Source organism: Alistipes sp. AF14-19 (assembly GCF_003461645.1).
In the GTDB taxonomy this organism is placed as follows: domain Bacteria; phylum Bacteroidota; class Bacteroidia; order Bacteroidales; family Rikenellaceae; genus Alistipes; species Alistipes shahii.
On sequence record NZ_QTXM01000005.1, the window covers coordinates 108957 to 125924 of the forward strand.

13 protein-coding genes are annotated in these 16968 nt (G+C 61.8%); 7 read left to right on the plus strand and 6 right to left on the minus strand.

The annotated features are described in order from the left end of the window. Positions 1-3 precede the first annotated feature (3 nt). Both DWW03_RS06525 and DWW03_RS06530 read right to left on the minus strand, forming a co-directional pair. Positions 4-1161, minus strand: a complete 1158-nt coding sequence (locus tag DWW03_RS06525) for a 1-deoxy-D-xylulose-5-phosphate reductoisomerase (protein WP_022061600.1) — start codon at positions 1159-1161, stop codon at positions 4-6. A gap of 7 nt (positions 1162-1168) precedes the next feature. After that, entirely contained in the window at positions 1169-2035 is an 867-nt protein-coding gene (locus tag DWW03_RS06530; protein WP_022061599.1) for a murein hydrolase activator EnvC family protein, read from the minus strand. 130 nt (positions 2036-2165) lie between these two features. Here DWW03_RS06530 and DWW03_RS06535 point away from each other — a divergent pair, with 130 nt between their 5' ends. Next, positions 2166-3077, plus strand: coding sequence for an NDP-sugar synthase (locus DWW03_RS06535; protein ID WP_022061598.1), 912 nt, complete (start codon positions 2166-2168; stop codon positions 3075-3077). A gap of 417 nt (positions 3078-3494) precedes the next feature. Here the strand turns inward: DWW03_RS06535 and DWW03_RS06540 are convergent, their stop codons facing one another. Genes DWW03_RS06540 through DWW03_RS06550 form a run of 3 tightly spaced genes read right to left on the minus strand, consistent with a single transcriptional unit; the run spans position 3495 to position 7144 of the window. After that, the gene (locus tag DWW03_RS06540) at positions 3495-3884 is read right to left on the minus strand and encodes a hypothetical protein (protein ID WP_022061597.1); all 390 of its coding nucleotides are present in this window, start codon (positions 3882-3884) and stop codon (positions 3495-3497) included. A 2-nt stretch (positions 3885-3886) separates the two neighbouring features. Next, positions 3887-6337, minus strand: a complete 2451-nt coding sequence (locus DWW03_RS06545; protein WP_022061596.1) for a GumC family protein — start codon at positions 6335-6337, stop codon at positions 3887-3889. A gap of 9 nt (positions 6338-6346) precedes the next feature. After that, positions 6347-7144, minus strand: a complete 798-nt coding sequence (locus DWW03_RS06550) for a polysaccharide biosynthesis/export family protein (protein ID WP_015545903.1) — start codon at positions 7142-7144, stop codon at positions 6347-6349. A gap of 164 nt (positions 7145-7308) precedes the next feature. On the opposite strand from DWW03_RS06550, the gene pgmB reads away from it, so the two are divergent. The 6 genes from pgmB to DWW03_RS06580 all read left to right on the plus strand — a co-directional run bounded on the left by pgmB (position 7309) and on the right by DWW03_RS06580 (position 14395). Beyond that, on the plus strand, positions 7309-7971 hold the full coding sequence (gene pgmB, locus DWW03_RS06555; RefSeq protein ID WP_015545904.1) for a beta-phosphoglucomutase: 663 nt from the start codon (positions 7309-7311) through the stop codon (positions 7969-7971). Positions 7972-8042: 71 nt separating this feature from the next. Further along, positions 8043-10325 (plus strand): family 65 glycosyl hydrolase domain-containing protein, encoded by a 2283-nt coding sequence (locus tag DWW03_RS06560; RefSeq protein ID WP_022061595.1) that lies wholly within the window; start codon positions 8043-8045, stop codon positions 10323-10325. After that, the gene (locus tag DWW03_RS06565; RefSeq protein ID WP_022061594.1) at positions 10322-11593 is read left to right on the plus strand and encodes an alpha-amylase family glycosyl hydrolase; all 1272 of its coding nucleotides are present in this window, start codon (positions 10322-10324) and stop codon (positions 11591-11593) included. Before DWW03_RS06560 ends, DWW03_RS06565 begins: the two co-directional genes overlap by 4 nt. A 153-nt stretch (positions 11594-11746) precedes the next feature. Next, positions 11747-12643 (plus strand): TPM domain-containing protein, encoded by an 897-nt coding sequence (locus DWW03_RS06570; protein ID WP_118406525.1) that lies wholly within the window; start codon positions 11747-11749, stop codon positions 12641-12643. Positions 12644-12829: 186 nt separating this feature from the next. Continuing rightward, positions 12830-13405 (plus strand): LemA family protein, encoded by a 576-nt coding sequence (locus DWW03_RS06575; RefSeq protein WP_022061526.1) that lies wholly within the window; start codon positions 12830-12832, stop codon positions 13403-13405. After that, a complete protein-coding gene (locus DWW03_RS06580; protein WP_118406526.1) occupies positions 13406-14395 on the plus strand; it encodes a DMT family transporter in 990 nt (329 codons plus the stop codon). It abuts the gene before it with no gap. Positions 14396-14464: 69 nt separating this feature from the next. On the opposite strand, the gene DWW03_RS06585 is transcribed toward DWW03_RS06580, so the two are convergent. Next, the gene (locus DWW03_RS06585) at positions 14465-16825 is read right to left on the minus strand and encodes an outer membrane beta-barrel protein (RefSeq protein WP_022061056.1); all 2361 of its coding nucleotides are present in this window, start codon (positions 16823-16825) and stop codon (positions 14465-14467) included. Positions 16826-16968: the final 143 nt, after the last annotated feature.

Sequence of the window (16968 nt, forward strand, 5' to 3'; positions counted from 1 at the left end):
TTTTTAATTTTTTAATTGTAGGAACTCCGCCGCCAGCGCGCGGGCTTCGGCGTTCGCCTCGGCGTAATCGGCCAGGGTGGGCGAGGGGACGAATGCGGCGTGCTCCAGCGCGTAGCGGATGGCGCGCACGATGTCGAGCCATGCGCATTTGCGGGCGAGGAACGCCGCCACGGCCACCTCGTTGGCGCCGTTCATCGTGCAGGCCGCCGTGCCGCCGCGCCGCAGACAGTCGTAGGCGATGTCGAGCGCCGGGTATTTCGCGCGGTCCACTTCGGCGAAGGTCAGCTGCGGATGGTTCAGGAAGTTGAACCGCTCGCCGGGACGGTTCGCCCGGTCGGGGTACAGCAGCGCGAAGCTGATCGGCAGGCGCATGTCGGGCGTTCCGAGCTGGGCCTTGATCGCGCCGTCCTCGAATTCGACCATCGAATGGATGATCGACTGCGGGTGGAGCAACACCGAAATCCGTTCCGCCGGGGTCCCGAACAGCCAGTGGGCCTCGATCACCTCGAACCCCTTGTTCACGAGCGTCGACGAGTCGATCGTGATCTTCGCGCCCATGTCCCACTGGGGGTGGCGCAGGGCCTGCTCCACCGTGACGTTCGCCAGCTCTTCGGCCCGGAAGTCGCGGAATGCGCCGCCGCTGCACGTGACGATCAGCCTTCTGACCGGGGCGCGCTCGCCCACGAGACACTGGAAGATGGCCGAATGTTCCGAGTCGATCGGAATCACCGGGGCTTTCCGCTCCCGGGCCAGCGGCATCACGCAGGCGCCGCCCACCACGAGCGACTCCTTGTTGGCCAGCGCGAGCTTCTTGCCCGCCTCGATGGCCGCCACCGTGGGAGCGAGTCCGGCGTAGCCCACCAGGGCGTTCACCACCACGTCCGTGCCGCCTCCGGCCGCGACCTGCGCCACGGCCTCCTCTCCGGCATATACTTTGGTGTCGGTTCCCGCGAGTGCGTCGCGCAGCTGCGCGTAGTGCTGTTTGTCGGCGATCACCGCCGCGTCGGCGTCGAATTCCCGGGCCTGCCGGGCCAGTCGTTCCCAGTTGCGGTTGGCCGTGAGGACGCGGACCTCGAAGCGGCCGGGGTTTTCGCGGGCGATGTCGAGCGTCTGCACGCCGATCGAGCCGGTCGAACCCAGTATTGCGAGTCTTTGTTTCATGCGTTTGTCAGAAGACGATGTACCCCTCGGGGTCCACGGGTTTGCCGTTGTTCCAGAGTTCAAATTCGAAGAGCCGGACCTCTCCGTCCTGCACTTCGGCGTTGTAGCCGATCAGTTCGCCCGAACGGATGGTCTGGCCGGTCGTTACGAGCGACTGCGAGAGGTTCTTGTAGACCGAGATCAGGTTCCCGGCGTGTTGCAGGACCACGATGTAACCCGTCTCCGGGGTCCAGAGGCTCTGAACCACCGTGCCGTTGTCGATGGCCGTGATGCGGTCGGCGGCGGTCGCGGCGATCTTCACACCGAAATTTCCCTGCCGGATGTCGAATTTTCCGGTTATGATTCCCTCGACGGGCGTCGCCAGCTCGATGGCCTCGCGCACCTTGCGCCGCGAGCCGCCCTGTCCGGCGATGGCGTATTCGCCGTCGCCCTCCATCTGGGCCCGCAGGAGCGAGTCTTCGTGCGAGGGCATCACCAGCACCTTGCTGATGCGCGACGAGTCCGACGAGGCGAGCACGCGCGCCACGGGCGTGCGTCCCTCCATGATCAGGGCTATGTTCTCGTTGTAGGTCAGCATGTCGTTCATCATGCGCTCCATCGAGTCGAGCCGGATGATGTTCTGCACGAGGCTTTCGCGCGAACGGTCGGCCTCGGTGCGGTATCCGGGCAGGAATTCCAGGATGGGGGAGTACGCCACCAGCGACAGCGTGAGGATGAAGAGCATCAGCATGAACGCCACCAGTCCCGCGAGGATACTCGCCGGCGAGAGGTGCATGTGCCACTCTTCGGTGTTGTCCGTGGCGTTGAGCATGTTGAACCGGCGTTTGCGGAACAGGCCGCGCCACCATGCCCGTATGGTTTTCAGAAATTTCATCTCTCCGGGTACGATTTCTCTTTGTTAACCCTACAAAGATAGGCAAATTTGCATAAATCCTTTGCGGGGCGCGCTTAATTTTTTACCTTTGTGGATGTTTTGAACCAATGTCATAAACAGATAAAATAACATGGTAAAACCCACATTACTGGTACTCGCCGCGGGCATGGGCTCCCGCTACGGGTCGCTCAAACAGATGGACGGTGTCGGTCCCAACAACGAGGCCATCATCGACTATTCGGTCTACGACGCCATCCGCGCCGGTTTCGGCAAGGTCGTCTTCGTCATCCGCCACTCCTTCGAGAAAGAGTTCCGCGAGGTCTTCTCGGCCGACCGTTTCGGCGGGCGCATCGCCGTGGATTTCGTTTTCCAGGAACTCGACTACCTGCCCGAAGGTCTTGCCGTTCCCGAAGGCCGTGTCAAGCCGTGGGGTACGAACCACGCCGTGATGATGGCAGCCGATGCGGTTCACGAACCCTTCGCCGTGATCAACGCCGACGATTTCTACGGCGCCGAGGCCTATAAGACCATCGGGGACTACCTGGCGCAGCTTGGCGAGAGCCGCAACAGCTATTGCATGGTCGCTTACGACCTGAACAAGACGCTTTCGGAGAACGGTACGGTTTCGCGCGGCGTCTGCGGCGTCGATCCGAAAGGCGACCTCACGTCGATGGTCGAGCGGACGCAGATCGAGCGGATGCCCGACGGCCGGATCGTCTTCCACGACAACGGCGCCGACGAGCCTCTTGCCGAGGACACTCCCGTTTCGATGAACCTCTTCGGCTTCACGCCCGACTTCTTCACCTACTCGAAGGAGTACTTCAAAGTCTGGTTCGAGGCCAACAAGGACAATATCAAGTCGGAGTTCTACATCCCGACGATGGTCAACAAGCTGATCGGCGACGGCACGGCTACGCTCCGCGTGCTGCGTTCGGCCGCCCAGTGGCACGGCGTCACCTACAAGGAGGACAAACCCGCGCTGATGGCCGCCATCGAGAAGATGATTGCCGAGGGTAAATATCCCCGGAATCTCTGGGCGTAGTTTTCGATTCTCACGGGCATCTTTCGCCCTGCCTTGTCCGGCCCGAACGGGAAATACTTCGGTATGTCCCGTCCGGGCCGAACTGCGTTATGGCAAAATCTGCTCCGCGATAATCAAAAACCGGTTCCGCTTCAGATGCAGTCATTTCCGTAATTCCCTCGAACGGGACGAATGGGACGTACTCGAGTACTACCCATCCGTCCCGTTCTTCGCGATGCCCGGAACTTGCCAGCTCCTATTGTCTCTGTCATTATAGGCCTACCTCTGCCTGTTTTTGCCACCGCCTGTATACTTCTGCCCGCCGCTCTGCCGCTCTGCCGCTCCAGCCCGCCTGCAAAAAAAGCGAGACATTCCAAAGTCTCGCTTTTTTATTATCCGGTTTGGGCCTTCGTCAGCCCCCCCCCGACTTTCTGCGCGTCAGTCCAGAAAACCTTCCCGGACGAGCTGCTCGCGGATCTTGGCCCAATCGGCCACGGGATGTTTCTCTCCGTCGACGAACCGCAGCGGACAGCCCAGATTGCAGTCGTCGATGTAAAGGTCTGCATGAATCTTCGGCGACGAGGTCCAGCGCTTCTGCGACGGATTTTCGTTCACGGCGTAGAGCGGAATGCCCCGGACGCGGAACCATTCCACCGCGCGGTCCAGCAGTTTTCCATGCCGCATCGAGTAGAGGATCAGTCGGCAACCGTTGTCCGTCAGCTCTTTCAGCACGGGCGCCGCTCCCGCATCCTCACCGATCTCCGGGTAGGCATGCGTTACGACCGTACCGTCGAAGTCGATGGCTATTGTTGCGTCGTGAATGGCCATCGTTACCGTTTTACTTTATGTGCCAGCGACCGGAAGAAGTGCTTGATGCGTTTGCGGTAGCTTACTTCCTTGTAATCGTCTCCGTAGCCGTATCCATAACCGTAGCCGTAGCCATACCCGTATCCATATCCGTGACGGCGGGCGCGGGTGCTGTTTAGAACGATGCACATGTTGTGGAGCTTCTTCTCGCGGTAGAGCCGCTCGATGTCGGGCAGCTGGCGCCGGTCGAGCACACCCTCGCGTACGATGTATATACAGAGGTCCGCAAGCCGGTCGGTGATAATTGCGTCGGCCACCGACATGGCGGGCGTACTGTCGAGGAAGACATAATCGTATCTGCCGCGCATTTCGGCGATGAGCTTGTCGAGTTTGTCCGAAAGGAGCATCTCCGCCGGGTTGGGCGGCTGCACTCCTGCGTAAATCACGTCGAGATTCTGGTGGAATCCGGAGTTCTGGATCATGCTCTCCACATCGGAGACCGTTCCTGCGAGATAGCTCGTGATGCCGGTTTTGCTGTTGCTGTGGCCCAGCTGGGACGACAGGGCATGGCGGCGCAGGTCGAGGTCGATCAGCAGCACGCGCTTGCCGGCCATGGCGAGGGTCATGGCCAGGTTCGTCGCCACGAAGGTCTTGCCTGCGTGCGGGTCCGACGAGGTGAAGAGAATGGTGCGGATGTCGGTTCCGGCCGAGACGCTCATAAACGTCATGTTCGAGCGCAGAATGCGGAAAGCCTCCGACAGGGCGTCGCGGCCCGTTTCGCGCACCACGATCCCGGCCTTGCCGCCGCCCTCGTGGTAGGGGATGTCGCCCAGGAACGGGGCGTTGACATTGTCCTCGATGTCCTTGCGACCGCGGATGGTCGTGTCGAGCATGCCGATCAGGTAGAGCAGGCCGAAGGGAATGGCCAGACCCACGATCAGGGCGATGCCCAGAATCATCATCGGTCGGGGCGATACGGGAGCGTTGCTGCCGTAGGCGTAGTCGATCGACCGCGAGTTGCTCTCTGCCACGGCGTAGTTGAGCTGGTTCTCCTCCTGCTTGTTCAGCAGGTAGAGGAACAGTTCTTCCTTGATCTTCTGCTGGCGCGTGATGCCCAGGATGATCTTCTCCTGCGAAGGCATGGTCGAGATGCGGATGTTGGCCTGCGTCTCCTCCTTGCGCATGGCGTCGCGCTGGATTTCGAGCGTCGAGATGTTGGAGTCGAGCGACGAGATGATCGAACGCCGCACGGCGGCCAGCAGGTTGTCGAGGTCCTGAATGACGGGGCTGCGCTCCGAACTGTTCTCCAGCAGTTTCTCGCGGCGCAGGATCGCCGAGTTGTAATCTTCGATTTGCTTGGCGATGGCCGTGTTGGTTCCCGCGGCCGCCATCGCCGGAATCAGTTCACCGACGTTTTTCGGGTCGTTCAGGTAGGTGCGAATGTACTCCGCCACGTTGATCTGGTTTTCGAGCGAAAGACCTTCCGTCTTGTAGCGCGAACTTTCCGACACGCTGCGCGCGGCCTCCGAGGTGATGTCCACCATCCGGTTGTCCTTCTTGATGTCCTCGATATTGCGGTCCACGTCGCCCAGCTCGCGTCCGATAACGTCCAGACGGGCCTTGATGAACTTGCCCGTGGCGACCGACACGCGGCGCTTGTCCTCGATGGCGTCTTCGTTGTAGGCCTCGATCAGCGTGTTGATCACGTCTTCGGCGCGCCGGGGGACGGTGTTGTTCATCGAGATGGTCACCACCGAAGCCTGCTTGTTGGCCACGTCGCTTTTCACGGCTGCGCGGTAGGCGTTAGTGGTCCGTCCCAGCGAACTCTTGGTCACGCGGATCGGAACCCCGATGTAGTCGGGGGCCATGTAGAGCGACTTCTGCACCACGACCTGACCCACGGGAGTCGGGATCGTGTCACCGTAAGCCGCCGTGATGACGCTGCGGCTCTCGTGCTTGGTGACGAACTGGTCTTTGAATTCGCTCAACCGGATTTTGTCGTCGTCGATCGGCGTGATCTCCATTGCGAGCGACTGGTTGTCGTTGTCGTTGATGAACTTCACGTCGATCGGGGCCTGGCCGTAGAGGTCGCGCCGGCGGAGCCCGTCGCTCACCGAATAGTTGACCGTCAGGTTGAGCTGCTTGACCACGTTGGTCATCAGACGCCGCGACTGGAGGATGAATACTTCGTTGTCGACGTTGCGGCGGTTCTGGAATCCCGCCAGATCGCTGAATGCCGTGAGATCCACGTCTCCGCCCTTGCGGCTGTCCTTGACCAGAATGGTCGCCGTGCGGCTGTAAATCTTCGGGGTGCTGGCCAGATAGTAGTAGGCCGCGCAGAGACAGCATACGGTCGAAAGCACGAACCAATACCAGTTGGCGATCACCATGCGGATGATGTCGTGCAGGGTGATCGTGTTCGTCAGTTCTTCGTTGTTGGTCTGTATCTGTGAATTGATCTGTTGTTCTGCCATGGAGCCTTGCTATTTGGTGAGGGTTACGATGAGTGTCGCCACCGAAATCGCCGTTCCCACCAGCGAAAGGTAGAAATTGCGGTTCTGGCTGATCTCGCCCGTCTGCGCCTTGTACTTGTTGGGTTTCACGTATACCACGTCGTTCTGCTGGAGGTAGAAAGCCGGGGAGTTGAAGATGTCGGTCGATGTGAGGTCGAGGTATTCGATCGTGCGCACGCCGTCCACCTCGCGCGTCACGGCCACCTCCGAACGCACGCCGTATACGGTCATGTCGCCGGCCATCGCCAGAGCGTCGAAAATCGAAACCTTGTCGCGTGTGACATCGTAGAATCCGGGGCGGGCCACTTCGCCGATGACCGAAATCTTCATGTCGGCGAACTGTACGTTGACCGTGGGGTCGTTGATATATCCGCCGTCGATGATCTTCTTGGCGATGGCCTGGGCCAGTTCGCTGCGGGTCTTGCCCTTGCATTCGATCTTGCCGATCACGGGCATTTCGAGCATGCCGTTCTCGTCGACGGTGCGCATCTGGAGCGCCTGCGAGTTTGCCGCGCTGGAGACGTTGGTTCCCGTGAGCGAATTGTAGGAGGTCGCCGAGTTGAACGGCACTGCCAGTTCGGGGTCCTTGCTGTTGACGACGATCGTCAGCCGGTCGAGCGGCTTGATGCGGATCTGTCCGTTTTCGGCGATTTGTTCGGGTGTGAAGGGCTGGGCGTCCTGCAGATACCATACGCGCTTCTGTGCGGAGCACGAAACGAGCAGTATGCCGAGGACCGCTGTCCCGATGAGAAGGCAGAGTTGCTTCATTTTTAATAAGGCGTTGATTGTAATTACGTGCGCAAAGATATAAATTAATTCTGAAAAACAGCCGCTTTTCGAAGGTGATATTTTACAAGTATGTAGGTAATGCGTTGCCGGATACGTGTTTTTTTTGCAAAAAAATCGTATCTTTGGTATCCGAAATTCAAAAAATGATAGACTGCTGCATATTCGATTTGGACGGAGTTGTCGTCGATACGGCCCGCTACCACTATCTGGCGTGGGCCGCGCTGGCTCGTGAACTGGGCTTTGAATTCACGCCCGTGCAGGGCGAAGCGACCAAGGGTGTGAGCCGCATGGCGTCGCTGGAGATCGTCCTGCGCGCCGGAGGACTTGAGGGGCGTTTTTCCGCCGCCGAGAGGGAGCGTCTCGCCGCCGAAAAGAATGCGCGTTACCTGCGTTTTGTTTCGCAAATGACACCCGCCGAGGTGCTTCCGGGCGTGGCGGCGTTTTTGCACGACGTGCGCAGCCGCGGCGTGCGGACGGTGCTCGGCTCGGCGTCGAAGAACGCGGGGACGATCCTCGACCGGTGCGGCCTTCGGCCGCTGTTCGACGCCGTGGTCGACGGCAACGAGGTTTCGCGGGCCAAACCCGATCCCGAGGTTTTCCTGAAGGGTGCCGCCGCCGTGGACGCCGCGCCTTCCGTGTGCGTGGTCTTCGAGGACGCCGCCGCGGGTATCGAGGCTGCTTCGCGTGCGGGCATGCGTTCGGTGGGCGTCGGGGGCGGTGCGTCGCTTTCGGCCGCCACGATGCGGCTGGAAACCTTCGCGGGGTTTACGTTTGAACAATTGGCGATGAAGATCGACCGGGACTGATTGCAACCCCGGCGCAACGCCGCGGAAGGCTGCGGCCGGGGCGGTGAAACGAGCGATAAAGAGTATAGATTATGAACGACGGATATGTAAAAACCGATCCCTGGCGCCTCGTCGAGGATCGCTTCGACCCTTCGCGGGCGCTCTCTTCCGAGTCGCTCTTCGCGCTGGGCAACGGCGTGATGGGCGGCCGGGCCAATTTCGAGGAGCGTTACTCGGGCGAGACGCTTCAGGGCAATTATATCGGCGGGGTCTATTATCCCGACAAGACCCGCGTGGGGTGGTGGAAGAACGGCTACCCGGAGTATTTCGCCAAGGTCCCGAACGCCGCGTTCTGGATCGGGGTCGATGTCGCGGTCGACGGCGAGCCGCTCGACCTGGCGACCGTCGCGGAGGTGAAGAGCTTTTACCGCGAGACGGACATGCGCCGCTCGGTGCTGACGCGCCGCATGAGGGTCGTGCTGAAAAACGGCGTCGAGGTGGCCGTCGAGACGGTTCGTTTCCTCTCGCTGGCGCGCCGCGAACTGGGCGTCGTGAAATACGCCGTCACGCCGCTCAACCGGGCGGCCCGGATCACCTTCTCGCCCTATGTCGACGCCGACGTGCGCAATGCCGACGCCAACTACGACGAAAAGTTCTGGGAGGAGGTCTCGACCGAGGCCGACGCCACGCAGAGCCGTACCAAAAAGAGCGGTTTCGAGGCGGCCTGGGCGCAGGCCGTCGAGCTGGACGGCGCCGAGTGGCATTGCGAAACCCGCCCCGAGAAGGTCCGGGCCACCGCAGCGGTCAGCCGTGAAAAGGGCTGCGCCGCCGTCTTATATAAATATGCGGGCATCTGCTCGTCGCTCAACCACGCTCCGGCGGACCTTATCGCCGCGGCGCGCTGCGTCGCGGCTTCGGGACAGGAGGCGGGCTTCGAGGCCCTGCTCAAAGAGCAGACGGCCGCCTGGGCCGCCCGCTGGCACGGCTGCGACATCGAAATCGGGGGCGACGCCCGGGCGCAGCAGGGCATCCGCTTCTGCATCTTCATGTTGCTGCAAACCTATACCGGGGTGGACACCCGTCTGAATATCGGTCCGAAGGGCTTCACGGGCGAGAAATACGGCGGCGTGACCTACTGGGACACCGAGGCCTACTGCCTGCCGTTCTACCTGGCCACCGCCGGGCGGGCCGTCGCCCGCGAACTGCTCGTCTACCGCTACAACCAGCTCGACAAGGCCATTGAAAACGCCGCGAAGCTGGGCTTCCGCGACGGTGCGGCGCTCTACCCGATGGTCACCGTCAACGGCGAGGAGTGCCACAACGAGTGGGAGATCACCTTCGAGGAGATCCACCGCAACGGCGCCGTCGCCTACGCGATTTTCAACTACATCCGCTATACCGGCGACACGGCGTATTTGGCCGACTGCGGGCTGGAGGTGCTGCTGTCCGTGGCGCGCTTTTGGGCGCAGCGCATCACGTGGTCCGGGGCGCGGCAAAAATATGTCATGCTGGGCGTCACGGGTCCCAACGAGTACGAGAACAACGTCGACAACAACTGGTATACCTCCTACATCGCCTGCTGGTCGATGCGCTATGCCGCCGAGTCGGCGGCGTGGGTGCGTGAAAACCGGCCTGCGGACTACGCGCGCATCTGCGCGAAGCGACGTTTCGACGAGACGGCCGAGACGAAGCGGTGGCTCGAAATCGCCGACGGCATGTACTTCGGCGAGGACCGCGAACTGGGCATCTTCCTCCAGCAGGACGGCTATCTGGACAAGGAGCAGACGTTGGCCAAAGACCTCGACCCTGCGGATCGCCCCATCAACCAGCGCTGGTCGTGGGACCGCATCCTGCGCTCGTGCCTGATCAAGCAGGCCGACGTGTTGCAGGGGCTTTATTTCTTCGGCGACGATTTCGACCTCGACACCGTCCGCCGCAACTTCCGCTTCTACGAGGCGCGCACGGTCCACGAATCGTCGCTCTCGCCCTGCGTCCACGCCATCCTCGCCGCGCGTATCGGCGATCTGGACAAGGCCTACGAACTCTACCTGCGCACGGCGCGCCTGGACCTCGACGACTACAACCGCGAGGTCCGCGAGGGCTGCCATGTCACTTCGATGGCGGGTTCGTGGCTCTCGGTGGTCGAGGGTTTCGGGGGCATGCGCGTCCGCGACGGCGTGCTGTCGTTCGACCCGCAGCTGCCGGCCGCGTGGGAGTCCCTCTCGTTCAAGGTCAATTTCCAGGACCGGGTCCTGACGGTCCGGATCACCCGCAATGCGGTCGAGGTGGCGAACGAAGGTGCCCCCGTCGAACTTGAAATCCGCGGCGTGCGCCGGCTGATCGCGGACAAGGTAATTATGAATTGTGAATTATGAATTGTTTTTGGCCGCAGGCTGTCCTGTATGAAATGAACGTGCGCCAGCTCACGCCCGAAGGCACGCTGCGCGCGGCAACTTCAAAACTGCCTTTCCTCAAAGACCTCGGCGTCGACGCCGTGTGGCTCATGCCGGTCTATCCGATCGGGGAGGCCGGGCGCAAAGGCTCGCTCGGCTCCTACTATTCGATCCGCGACTACTGTGCCGTGAACCCCGAGCTGGGCACGATGGCCGACTTCGACGCCTTCGTCGCCGAGGCCCACCGCCTCGGCATGCGGGTCCTGCTCGACTGGGTGGCCAACCACACGGCGCGCGACGCGCGGTGGATCGCCGAAAAGCCCGCCTCGTGGTACGAACGCGACGCCGCGGGCCGTCCCGCCGTGCCGTGGGACTGGTCCGACACCGCCAAACTCAACTACGCCGACCGCGACGTGTGGCGCGCGCAGGCCGACGCCATGGAGTTCTGGCTCACGCAGCACGACGTCGACGGATTCCGCTGCGACATGGCGATGCTGGTTCCCATCGAGTTCTGGAACGAGACCTCGCTGCGCCTGCGGCGTGTGAAGCCCGATCTGTTCATGCTGGCCGAGGCCGAGGAGCGGAATCTTTTCGAGGAGGGGGCTTTCGACGCCTGCTACGCCTGGCGGATGCACCACCTGATGAACGACGTGGCCCGGCAGCGCACCCGCGTCACGGCTCTGCGCGACTACATCTACGCCGACCGCGACGACTATCCCGACTCGGCCATGCGGCTGGCGTTCACGTCGAACCATGACGAGAATTCGTGGAACGGCTCCGAATTTTCCAGATTGGGCGATGCGCGCGAGATCATGGCGGTCTTCACGTTCGTCGTGCCGCGCGGCCTGCCGCTGATCTACACCGGGCAGGAGATCGGCTACGACCATTCGTTCGCCTTCTTCGACCGCGATCCGATTCCCCGTTACGAGGCCAACGCTTTCACCGGGTTCTACCGCCGCCTCACGGCGTTGCGCCACGACAACCCGGCCCTGGCGGCGGGGGAGCGGGGCGGCGCGATGACCGAGATCCGCAACAACGCCGAGGACTGCCTGATGACGCTGGTCCGCGAGACGGCTGACAACCGTGTCGTTGCGGTGATGAACCTCTCGCCCTACGCCATCCATGCCGATTACTATACGGGCATCTACGCCGGGATGTACACCGACGCCATGACGGGCGAGCCTTACGAGCTTCGCGGCCGCGTCGAGGAGGATATGGCCCCGTGGAGCTACCGGATATTGTGTAATTAAAAATTGAGAATTAAGAATTAAAAATTATTATTTGCGAATGATTGGCTGTTGTAATGCTCTTTGCAGCCCGACTGTTCGGGCCGTTGTGATGCAGTCTGCGTTATAATTTTTCATTTTTCATTTTTAATTCTTCATTTTCTTTATCTTTGCCGCATGAGAAACATTGCGATCCTTTGCCTGCTGCTCGCCTGTGCGCTGCCCGCCCTTGCGGGAACCTACCGCGCGGACGAGATTCCCAATGTTCAGCGTATGGACCGGCGGCGCTATGTCTCCGATCCCGACGGTATCCTGTCGCCTGCCGCCGTGGCGCATATCGACTCCGTCTGCGCCTCGCTGCGTGAGCGGGGCCTCGCGCAGGTCGCCGTCGTCGCCGTCGACGACATCGCGGGCGGCGATACGTTCTCGTTCGCCGTCGATCTGTTCCGCAGCTGGGGCGTAGGCTCGGCCAAAAGCAATAACGGACTGGGCATCCTGCTGGTGAAGGACCTGCGTGAGATACGCTTCGTCACGGGCGGCGGCCTCGAAGGCATCCTTCCCGACGCGCTCTGCAAACGCATCCAGCTCAACTATATGCTTCCGGCCTTCCGCGAGGGGGATTACAGCGCGGGCATGGTCGCCGGGGTGGGGGCTGCGGCCACGATCCTCGAAGGCGGCGAGGTCGATCTGGGCGGCGACGCCGACGAGGACCTTCCGGCATGGATGATCTTCACGATCGTCTTCGGCTTCGTGATCTTCCCGCTGGGCATGGTGCTGGCGAACTACTATTTCTCCCGCCGTTGCCCGAAGTGCCGTAAGCTGACGCTGAAACAGCAGTCGCAGCAGGTGTTGAGCGTCACGCGGAACTACCGGCTGGTCGAATATACGTATGTCTGCCCGAACTGCGGTGCGGTCGTGAAGCGGCGTTCGCGCAACCTGCGCGACGACAATTTCGGCGGCGGGGCCGGGGGCGGCACGATCATCGGCGGCGGCTTCGGACGCGGCATGGGCGGCGGCATGGGCGGCGGCTTCGGAGGAGGCTCCTTCGGCGGCGGAGCCGGTTCGCGCTGGTAGTTTAAGGTGCAGAGTTCCGGGGCGTTGCATGTTGGGCTGAAAAGCGTCTGCAATTCGGTTGCGTCGCGACAAGCCCTTCCCCTGAAGGAAGGGTTTGGGACGGGGTCTGGCTTGTAAACGGCGCCGGAGGCTGCGACTGCAGCGGTTTGATGCGAAATGAGTTTAAATATATAAATAGCTTCTGTTATGAAAAAATGGATTTGGATCGGCGTAGTCGCCGTGGTGGCGATCTTCTTTTATGCGACCTATAACGGTTTTGTGAACAGGGAGGAGGGGCTTAAAAGCGCCTGGTCCAATGTCGAGACGCAGTACCAGCGGCGTGCGGACCTGATTCCCAACCTGGTCAACACCGTGAAGGGCTACGCGGCCCACGAGACGCAGACCTTGAACGAGGTTACCGAGGCGCGCGCCCGGGCCACGTCGATCAACCTTTCGGCCGACGACCTGACGCCCGAGCGGCTCGCACAGTTCCAGCGGGCGCAGGCCGAGGTGCGCTCCGCGCTGGGCCGCCTGATCGCCGTGTCGGAGAGCTATCCCGACCTGAAGGCCAACCAGAATTTCCTCGAATTGCAGGCCCAGCTCGAAGGGACCGAGAACCGCATTGCCGTCGCCCGCAAGGACTTCAACGCCGCGGCGCAGCAGTACAACGTTTCGGTGCGCCGCTTCCCGGCCAACCTCGTCGCGCGGATGTTCGGCTTCGGCCAGAAGCCCTATTTCGAGTCGGCCGAAGGGGCCGCGGCCGCTCCGCAGGTCACCTTCTAAATGATCTCGGAACGTTCCCGCGGTTATGTGCTGGGAGCCATAGCCGCGGCCAGCTACGGACTGAATCCGCTCTTTGCGCTGCCGCTTTACGGCGCGGGCCTGGGAGTGGATTCCGTGCTGTTCTACCGCTATGTGCTGGCTGTGGTGATGCTGGGTGCGCTGATGCTGTTCCGGCGGCAGTCGTTCGCCCTGCGGCGGCGCGACGTCCTGCCGCTTGCGGCTATGGGCGTGCTCTTCTCCGTCTCGTCGCTGCTGCTTTTCGAGAGTTACAACCTCATGGACGCCGGCATCGCCTCGACGATCCTGTTCGTCTATCCGGTGATGGTCGCGGTCATCATGGCCGTGGGTTTCCGCGAGCGGGTCACCGCCGCCACGGTCGTCTCGATCGCCCTGGCGTGCGGGGGCATCTCGCTGCTCTACAAAGGGGGCGACGGCGCGACGCTCAACCTCGCGGGCGTCGTGCTGGTCTTCCTTTCGGCGCTCTCCTATGCGGTCTGGATCGTCGCCGTCAACCGCTCGTCGCTCAAGGACCTTCCGACCGAGAAACTCACCTTCTACTGTCTGGTTTTCGGCTCGCTGGTCTATGTCGTTCGGCTGCGGGGCTGTGCCGATCTGCAACCCGTCCCTTCGCCCCTGATGTGGGTCAACGCCGTTGCGCTGGCGCTTTTCCCGACGATCGTTTCGCTGGTCGCGATGGCCGGGGCCATCCGCCGCATCGGCTCCACGCCCACGGCGATCCTCGGGGCGCTGGAACCCGTCACGGCGTTGTTTTTCGGCGTCGCGGTCTTCGGCGAGCGGTTCACGCTGCGCATCGGAACCGGCGTTTTGCTGATCCTCGTCGCCGTGACGCTCATCATCGCCGGCAAATCAATCCGCATCCCCACCTCCGTCACGCACCTGGCCCGGTGGATGGCCCGTCCGCGCCTGCCGCGCTGGGCCGTGCGCTGGGCGCGCCGCCTGCCGCTGCCGCGTATCCGCCGTACCCGCTGACGGATTTTGCAAAAACGCGCCGGCGCCGGAGGAATCTCCTCCGACGCCGGCGCGTTTGTCTTCGTACCGTTACAGCCGGCTCTTTTCGTCGGCCGACCCCGCCTCGACGGCTTTGCGCTTGAAGGCCTTCCCCGACTTGAAGTTGTAGGTCAGCCCGATTCGGAACGAGCGGTTGCTCCACGTCTGCCGGGCGTTCATCGTGCGGACGAATCCGTCGCCGTGCGCTCCGATCACCTGTCCCTGGTCCAGAAGGTTCTGCACCGAGAACGAGGCGGTGAACCGGTCGCCGAAGCGTTTCTTCACGCCGGCCTGCAACCGGTGGTCGGGTTCGACCCAGCAGTTGCCCAGGTCGATGCGGCTCTGATAGTTGTACGAGAGGTCGATGTAGAATTTAGCCGGGAGCGTGAAGGTCGTCGAGATGCTGCCGAATGCCCAGTTGTAGAAAGTTTCGGCGCCGTGCTGCTCGACGCGCTCACCGTGGCGCATGTAGGTGAAGTTGGCGTTCAGTTGCCACCATTTCGCGGGCTGGAAAGGCAGATTGACCGAGACGTAATAGTTTTTGGTGCGGTCGTAGTTGACCCATGCCAGTTGCAGCAGGTCGGGATTCTCCGGGTCGGCCTGTATCGTCTGCTGAATCTCGCCGCTGACGAGCTGCACGCCGGCCGTGAGGGTGTATTTGTGGGCGGCCACCAGCGTGAGGTTCACGTCCTGCTTGAACGCCGGGTCGAGCGACGGGTTTCCCGTCTGGTAGGTGTAGTCCGAAATCTGCATCCGCTGGGGGTTGAGGCACCAGAAGCGCGGCCGTTCGATGGTCCGGGCGTATTGGGCGATCAGCGACCATCCTTTCTCCTTCGAAAGGGCGAAGGAGACGTTGGCGTTTGGAAAGAGCGAGAAATAATCCTGTCCGACGCTTTTTCCCGTCGTGTGGGTGTATTCGCCGCGCAGACCAGCCACGAGGCCCCAGCGGCCGAGCTGCGCCGAGGCGACGGCGTAGGCCGCCGCGATGTTCTCCGTGTAGTCGATCGTGAAGCTCTGGTTGTCGTTGCGCGTCCATGCGTCGCCCTTGAGGTATTCGTAGAGCGCGTCGTTGTGCATGTCGTTGTAGGTGTATTTGGCTCCGGCCTTGAGCGTCCAGCGGGGCGAAAACCTCTTTTCGAGGGCCAGCGTCGCCGTGGCGATGTTGTAGACGCTCTCGGTGTTGTCGCGGTAGGTCGAATCCGCCGTCGCTCCCGGAGCCGTCATGCGGCTGAAGTTGTCGTTCTCGGAGTCGGTTTCGCGGCGCGTGTAGTCGGCAAGGAGTTTGAGCGTCGAGCCGAGCGTGTCGATCTTGCGGATGTAGTTGAACGTCGCCGAGTAGTTGTTGCGGATGTCGAGTTTGTCGAAATGGCTGTCCGTGCGTGTCACCGTGCCGGCGTTCCGGAAATCCGTGTAGGTGTCGTTCGGCTCCCCGTTCCGGTTGCGCCAGTACTCGAACTCCGCGCCGACGCTGTTCCTGCCGTCGATCTCGACCACCGCGCCGGCGCTGGCCCCGAGGCTGCGGTTGCGGCCTTTCATCGACGAATGTGCGTTCAGCTCCTTGTCCGCGGCCTCGTAGCGCGTCTGCTCGCCGGTGGTGGTCTCGTCCTTTCCGAAAGATCCCCATGCCGAGGCGTAGAAGTCCACGCGGCCCGAATGCAGGTTGATGTTGGCCGACGGATTGTACCTGTGTACGATCTCTCCCTGCGTCGTGTTGAACGCCACCGAGCCGTTGACGCCGTTCTCGCGGCGTTTTTTGAGCGTGATGCGGATGATGCCTCCCGCCGAGTCGGCGTCGTAGTCGGCGCCCGAGGTGGGCACGACCTCTATTTTCTGAATCTCCTCGGCCCGGAGCGACCGCAGGTAGGTCAGCAGCTGTTCCGGCTCCATGCGCAGTTCGCGGTCGTTGACGTAGACCTTCGAGCCGCTCTTGCCGTTGATTGATATTTTCTCCCCGTCGATCCATACGCCGGGGGCGCGTTCCAGCAGTTCGATGCCGTCCTTGCCGATGGCCGCCGGGGCGTTCGCCACGTCGACCACGAACCGGTCGGCCTCGCGGCGCACCAGCCGGGCCTTTACCTCCACGCTTTCGATGCCGGTCGCCGAGGTCCGCATCACGAAATCGCCCAGATGGTTCTCCTGCTCCACGCGCACCGGCTTTTTCACGGGGTCGAATCCGAGGTACTGAATCAGAAGCGTGTATTCGCCGGGAGCTGCTTTCAGCGCGAAACGTCCTTCGGCGTCGGTGGCCATGCCGGCCACCTGCTCGGTTCCTTTCAGCAGGACGACCGTTGCGTATTCGACGGCTTTTCCCTGTTCGTCCACCACGCGGCCCGTCGAGGGGCAGAGATGCGCCGCAAAGAGCCGGGTCGCGGCCGCTGCGAGCGTTACGATAAGGAGGATCAGTCTTTTCATAATATTCTGTTTTGCACTTTATTTGTCGGTGCAAAGATATGTAATAATATTTATACTATGCAAGACATAGTACTGTAAATTTCAGAAAATTTTCGATACTTATGTATATGGAGGCCCGCGGTTCTTGCGGGGGTGTTTTCCGG

Coding starts and splice junctions, on each gene's coding strand:
- DWW03_RS06525 (WP_022061600.1), bottom strand. CDS start 1,161: ATGAAACAAAGACTCGCAATACTGGGTTCGACCGGCTCGATCGGCGTG.
- DWW03_RS06530 (WP_022061599.1), bottom strand. CDS start 2,035: ATGAAATTTCTGAAAACCATACGGGCATGGTGGCGCGGCCTGTTCCGC.
- DWW03_RS06535 (WP_022061598.1), top strand. CDS start 2,166: ATGGTAAAACCCACATTACTGGTACTCGCCGCGGGCATGGGCTCCCGC.
- DWW03_RS06540 (WP_022061597.1), bottom strand. CDS start 3,884: ATGGCCATTCACGACGCAACAATAGCCATCGACTTCGACGGTACGGTC.
- DWW03_RS06545 (WP_022061596.1), bottom strand. CDS start 6,337: ATGGCAGAACAACAGATCAATTCACAGATACAGACCAACAACGAAGAA.
- DWW03_RS06550 (WP_015545903.1), bottom strand. CDS start 7,144: ATGAAGCAACTCTGCCTTCTCATCGGGACAGCGGTCCTCGGCATACTG.
- pgmB (WP_015545904.1), top strand. CDS start 7,309: ATGATAGACTGCTGCATATTCGATTTGGACGGAGTTGTCGTCGATACG.
- DWW03_RS06560 (WP_022061595.1), top strand. CDS start 8,043: ATGAACGACGGATATGTAAAAACCGATCCCTGGCGCCTCGTCGAGGAT.
- DWW03_RS06565 (WP_022061594.1), top strand. CDS start 10,322: ATGAATTGTTTTTGGCCGCAGGCTGTCCTGTATGAAATGAACGTGCGC.
- DWW03_RS06570 (WP_118406525.1), top strand. CDS start 11,747: ATGAGAAACATTGCGATCCTTTGCCTGCTGCTCGCCTGTGCGCTGCCC.
- DWW03_RS06575 (WP_022061526.1), top strand. CDS start 12,830: ATGAAAAAATGGATTTGGATCGGCGTAGTCGCCGTGGTGGCGATCTTC.
- DWW03_RS06580 (WP_118406526.1), top strand. CDS start 13,406: ATGATCTCGGAACGTTCCCGCGGTTATGTGCTGGGAGCCATAGCCGCG.
- DWW03_RS06585 (WP_022061056.1), bottom strand. CDS start 16,825: ATGAAAAGACTGATCCTCCTTATCGTAACGCTCGCAGCGGCCGCGACC.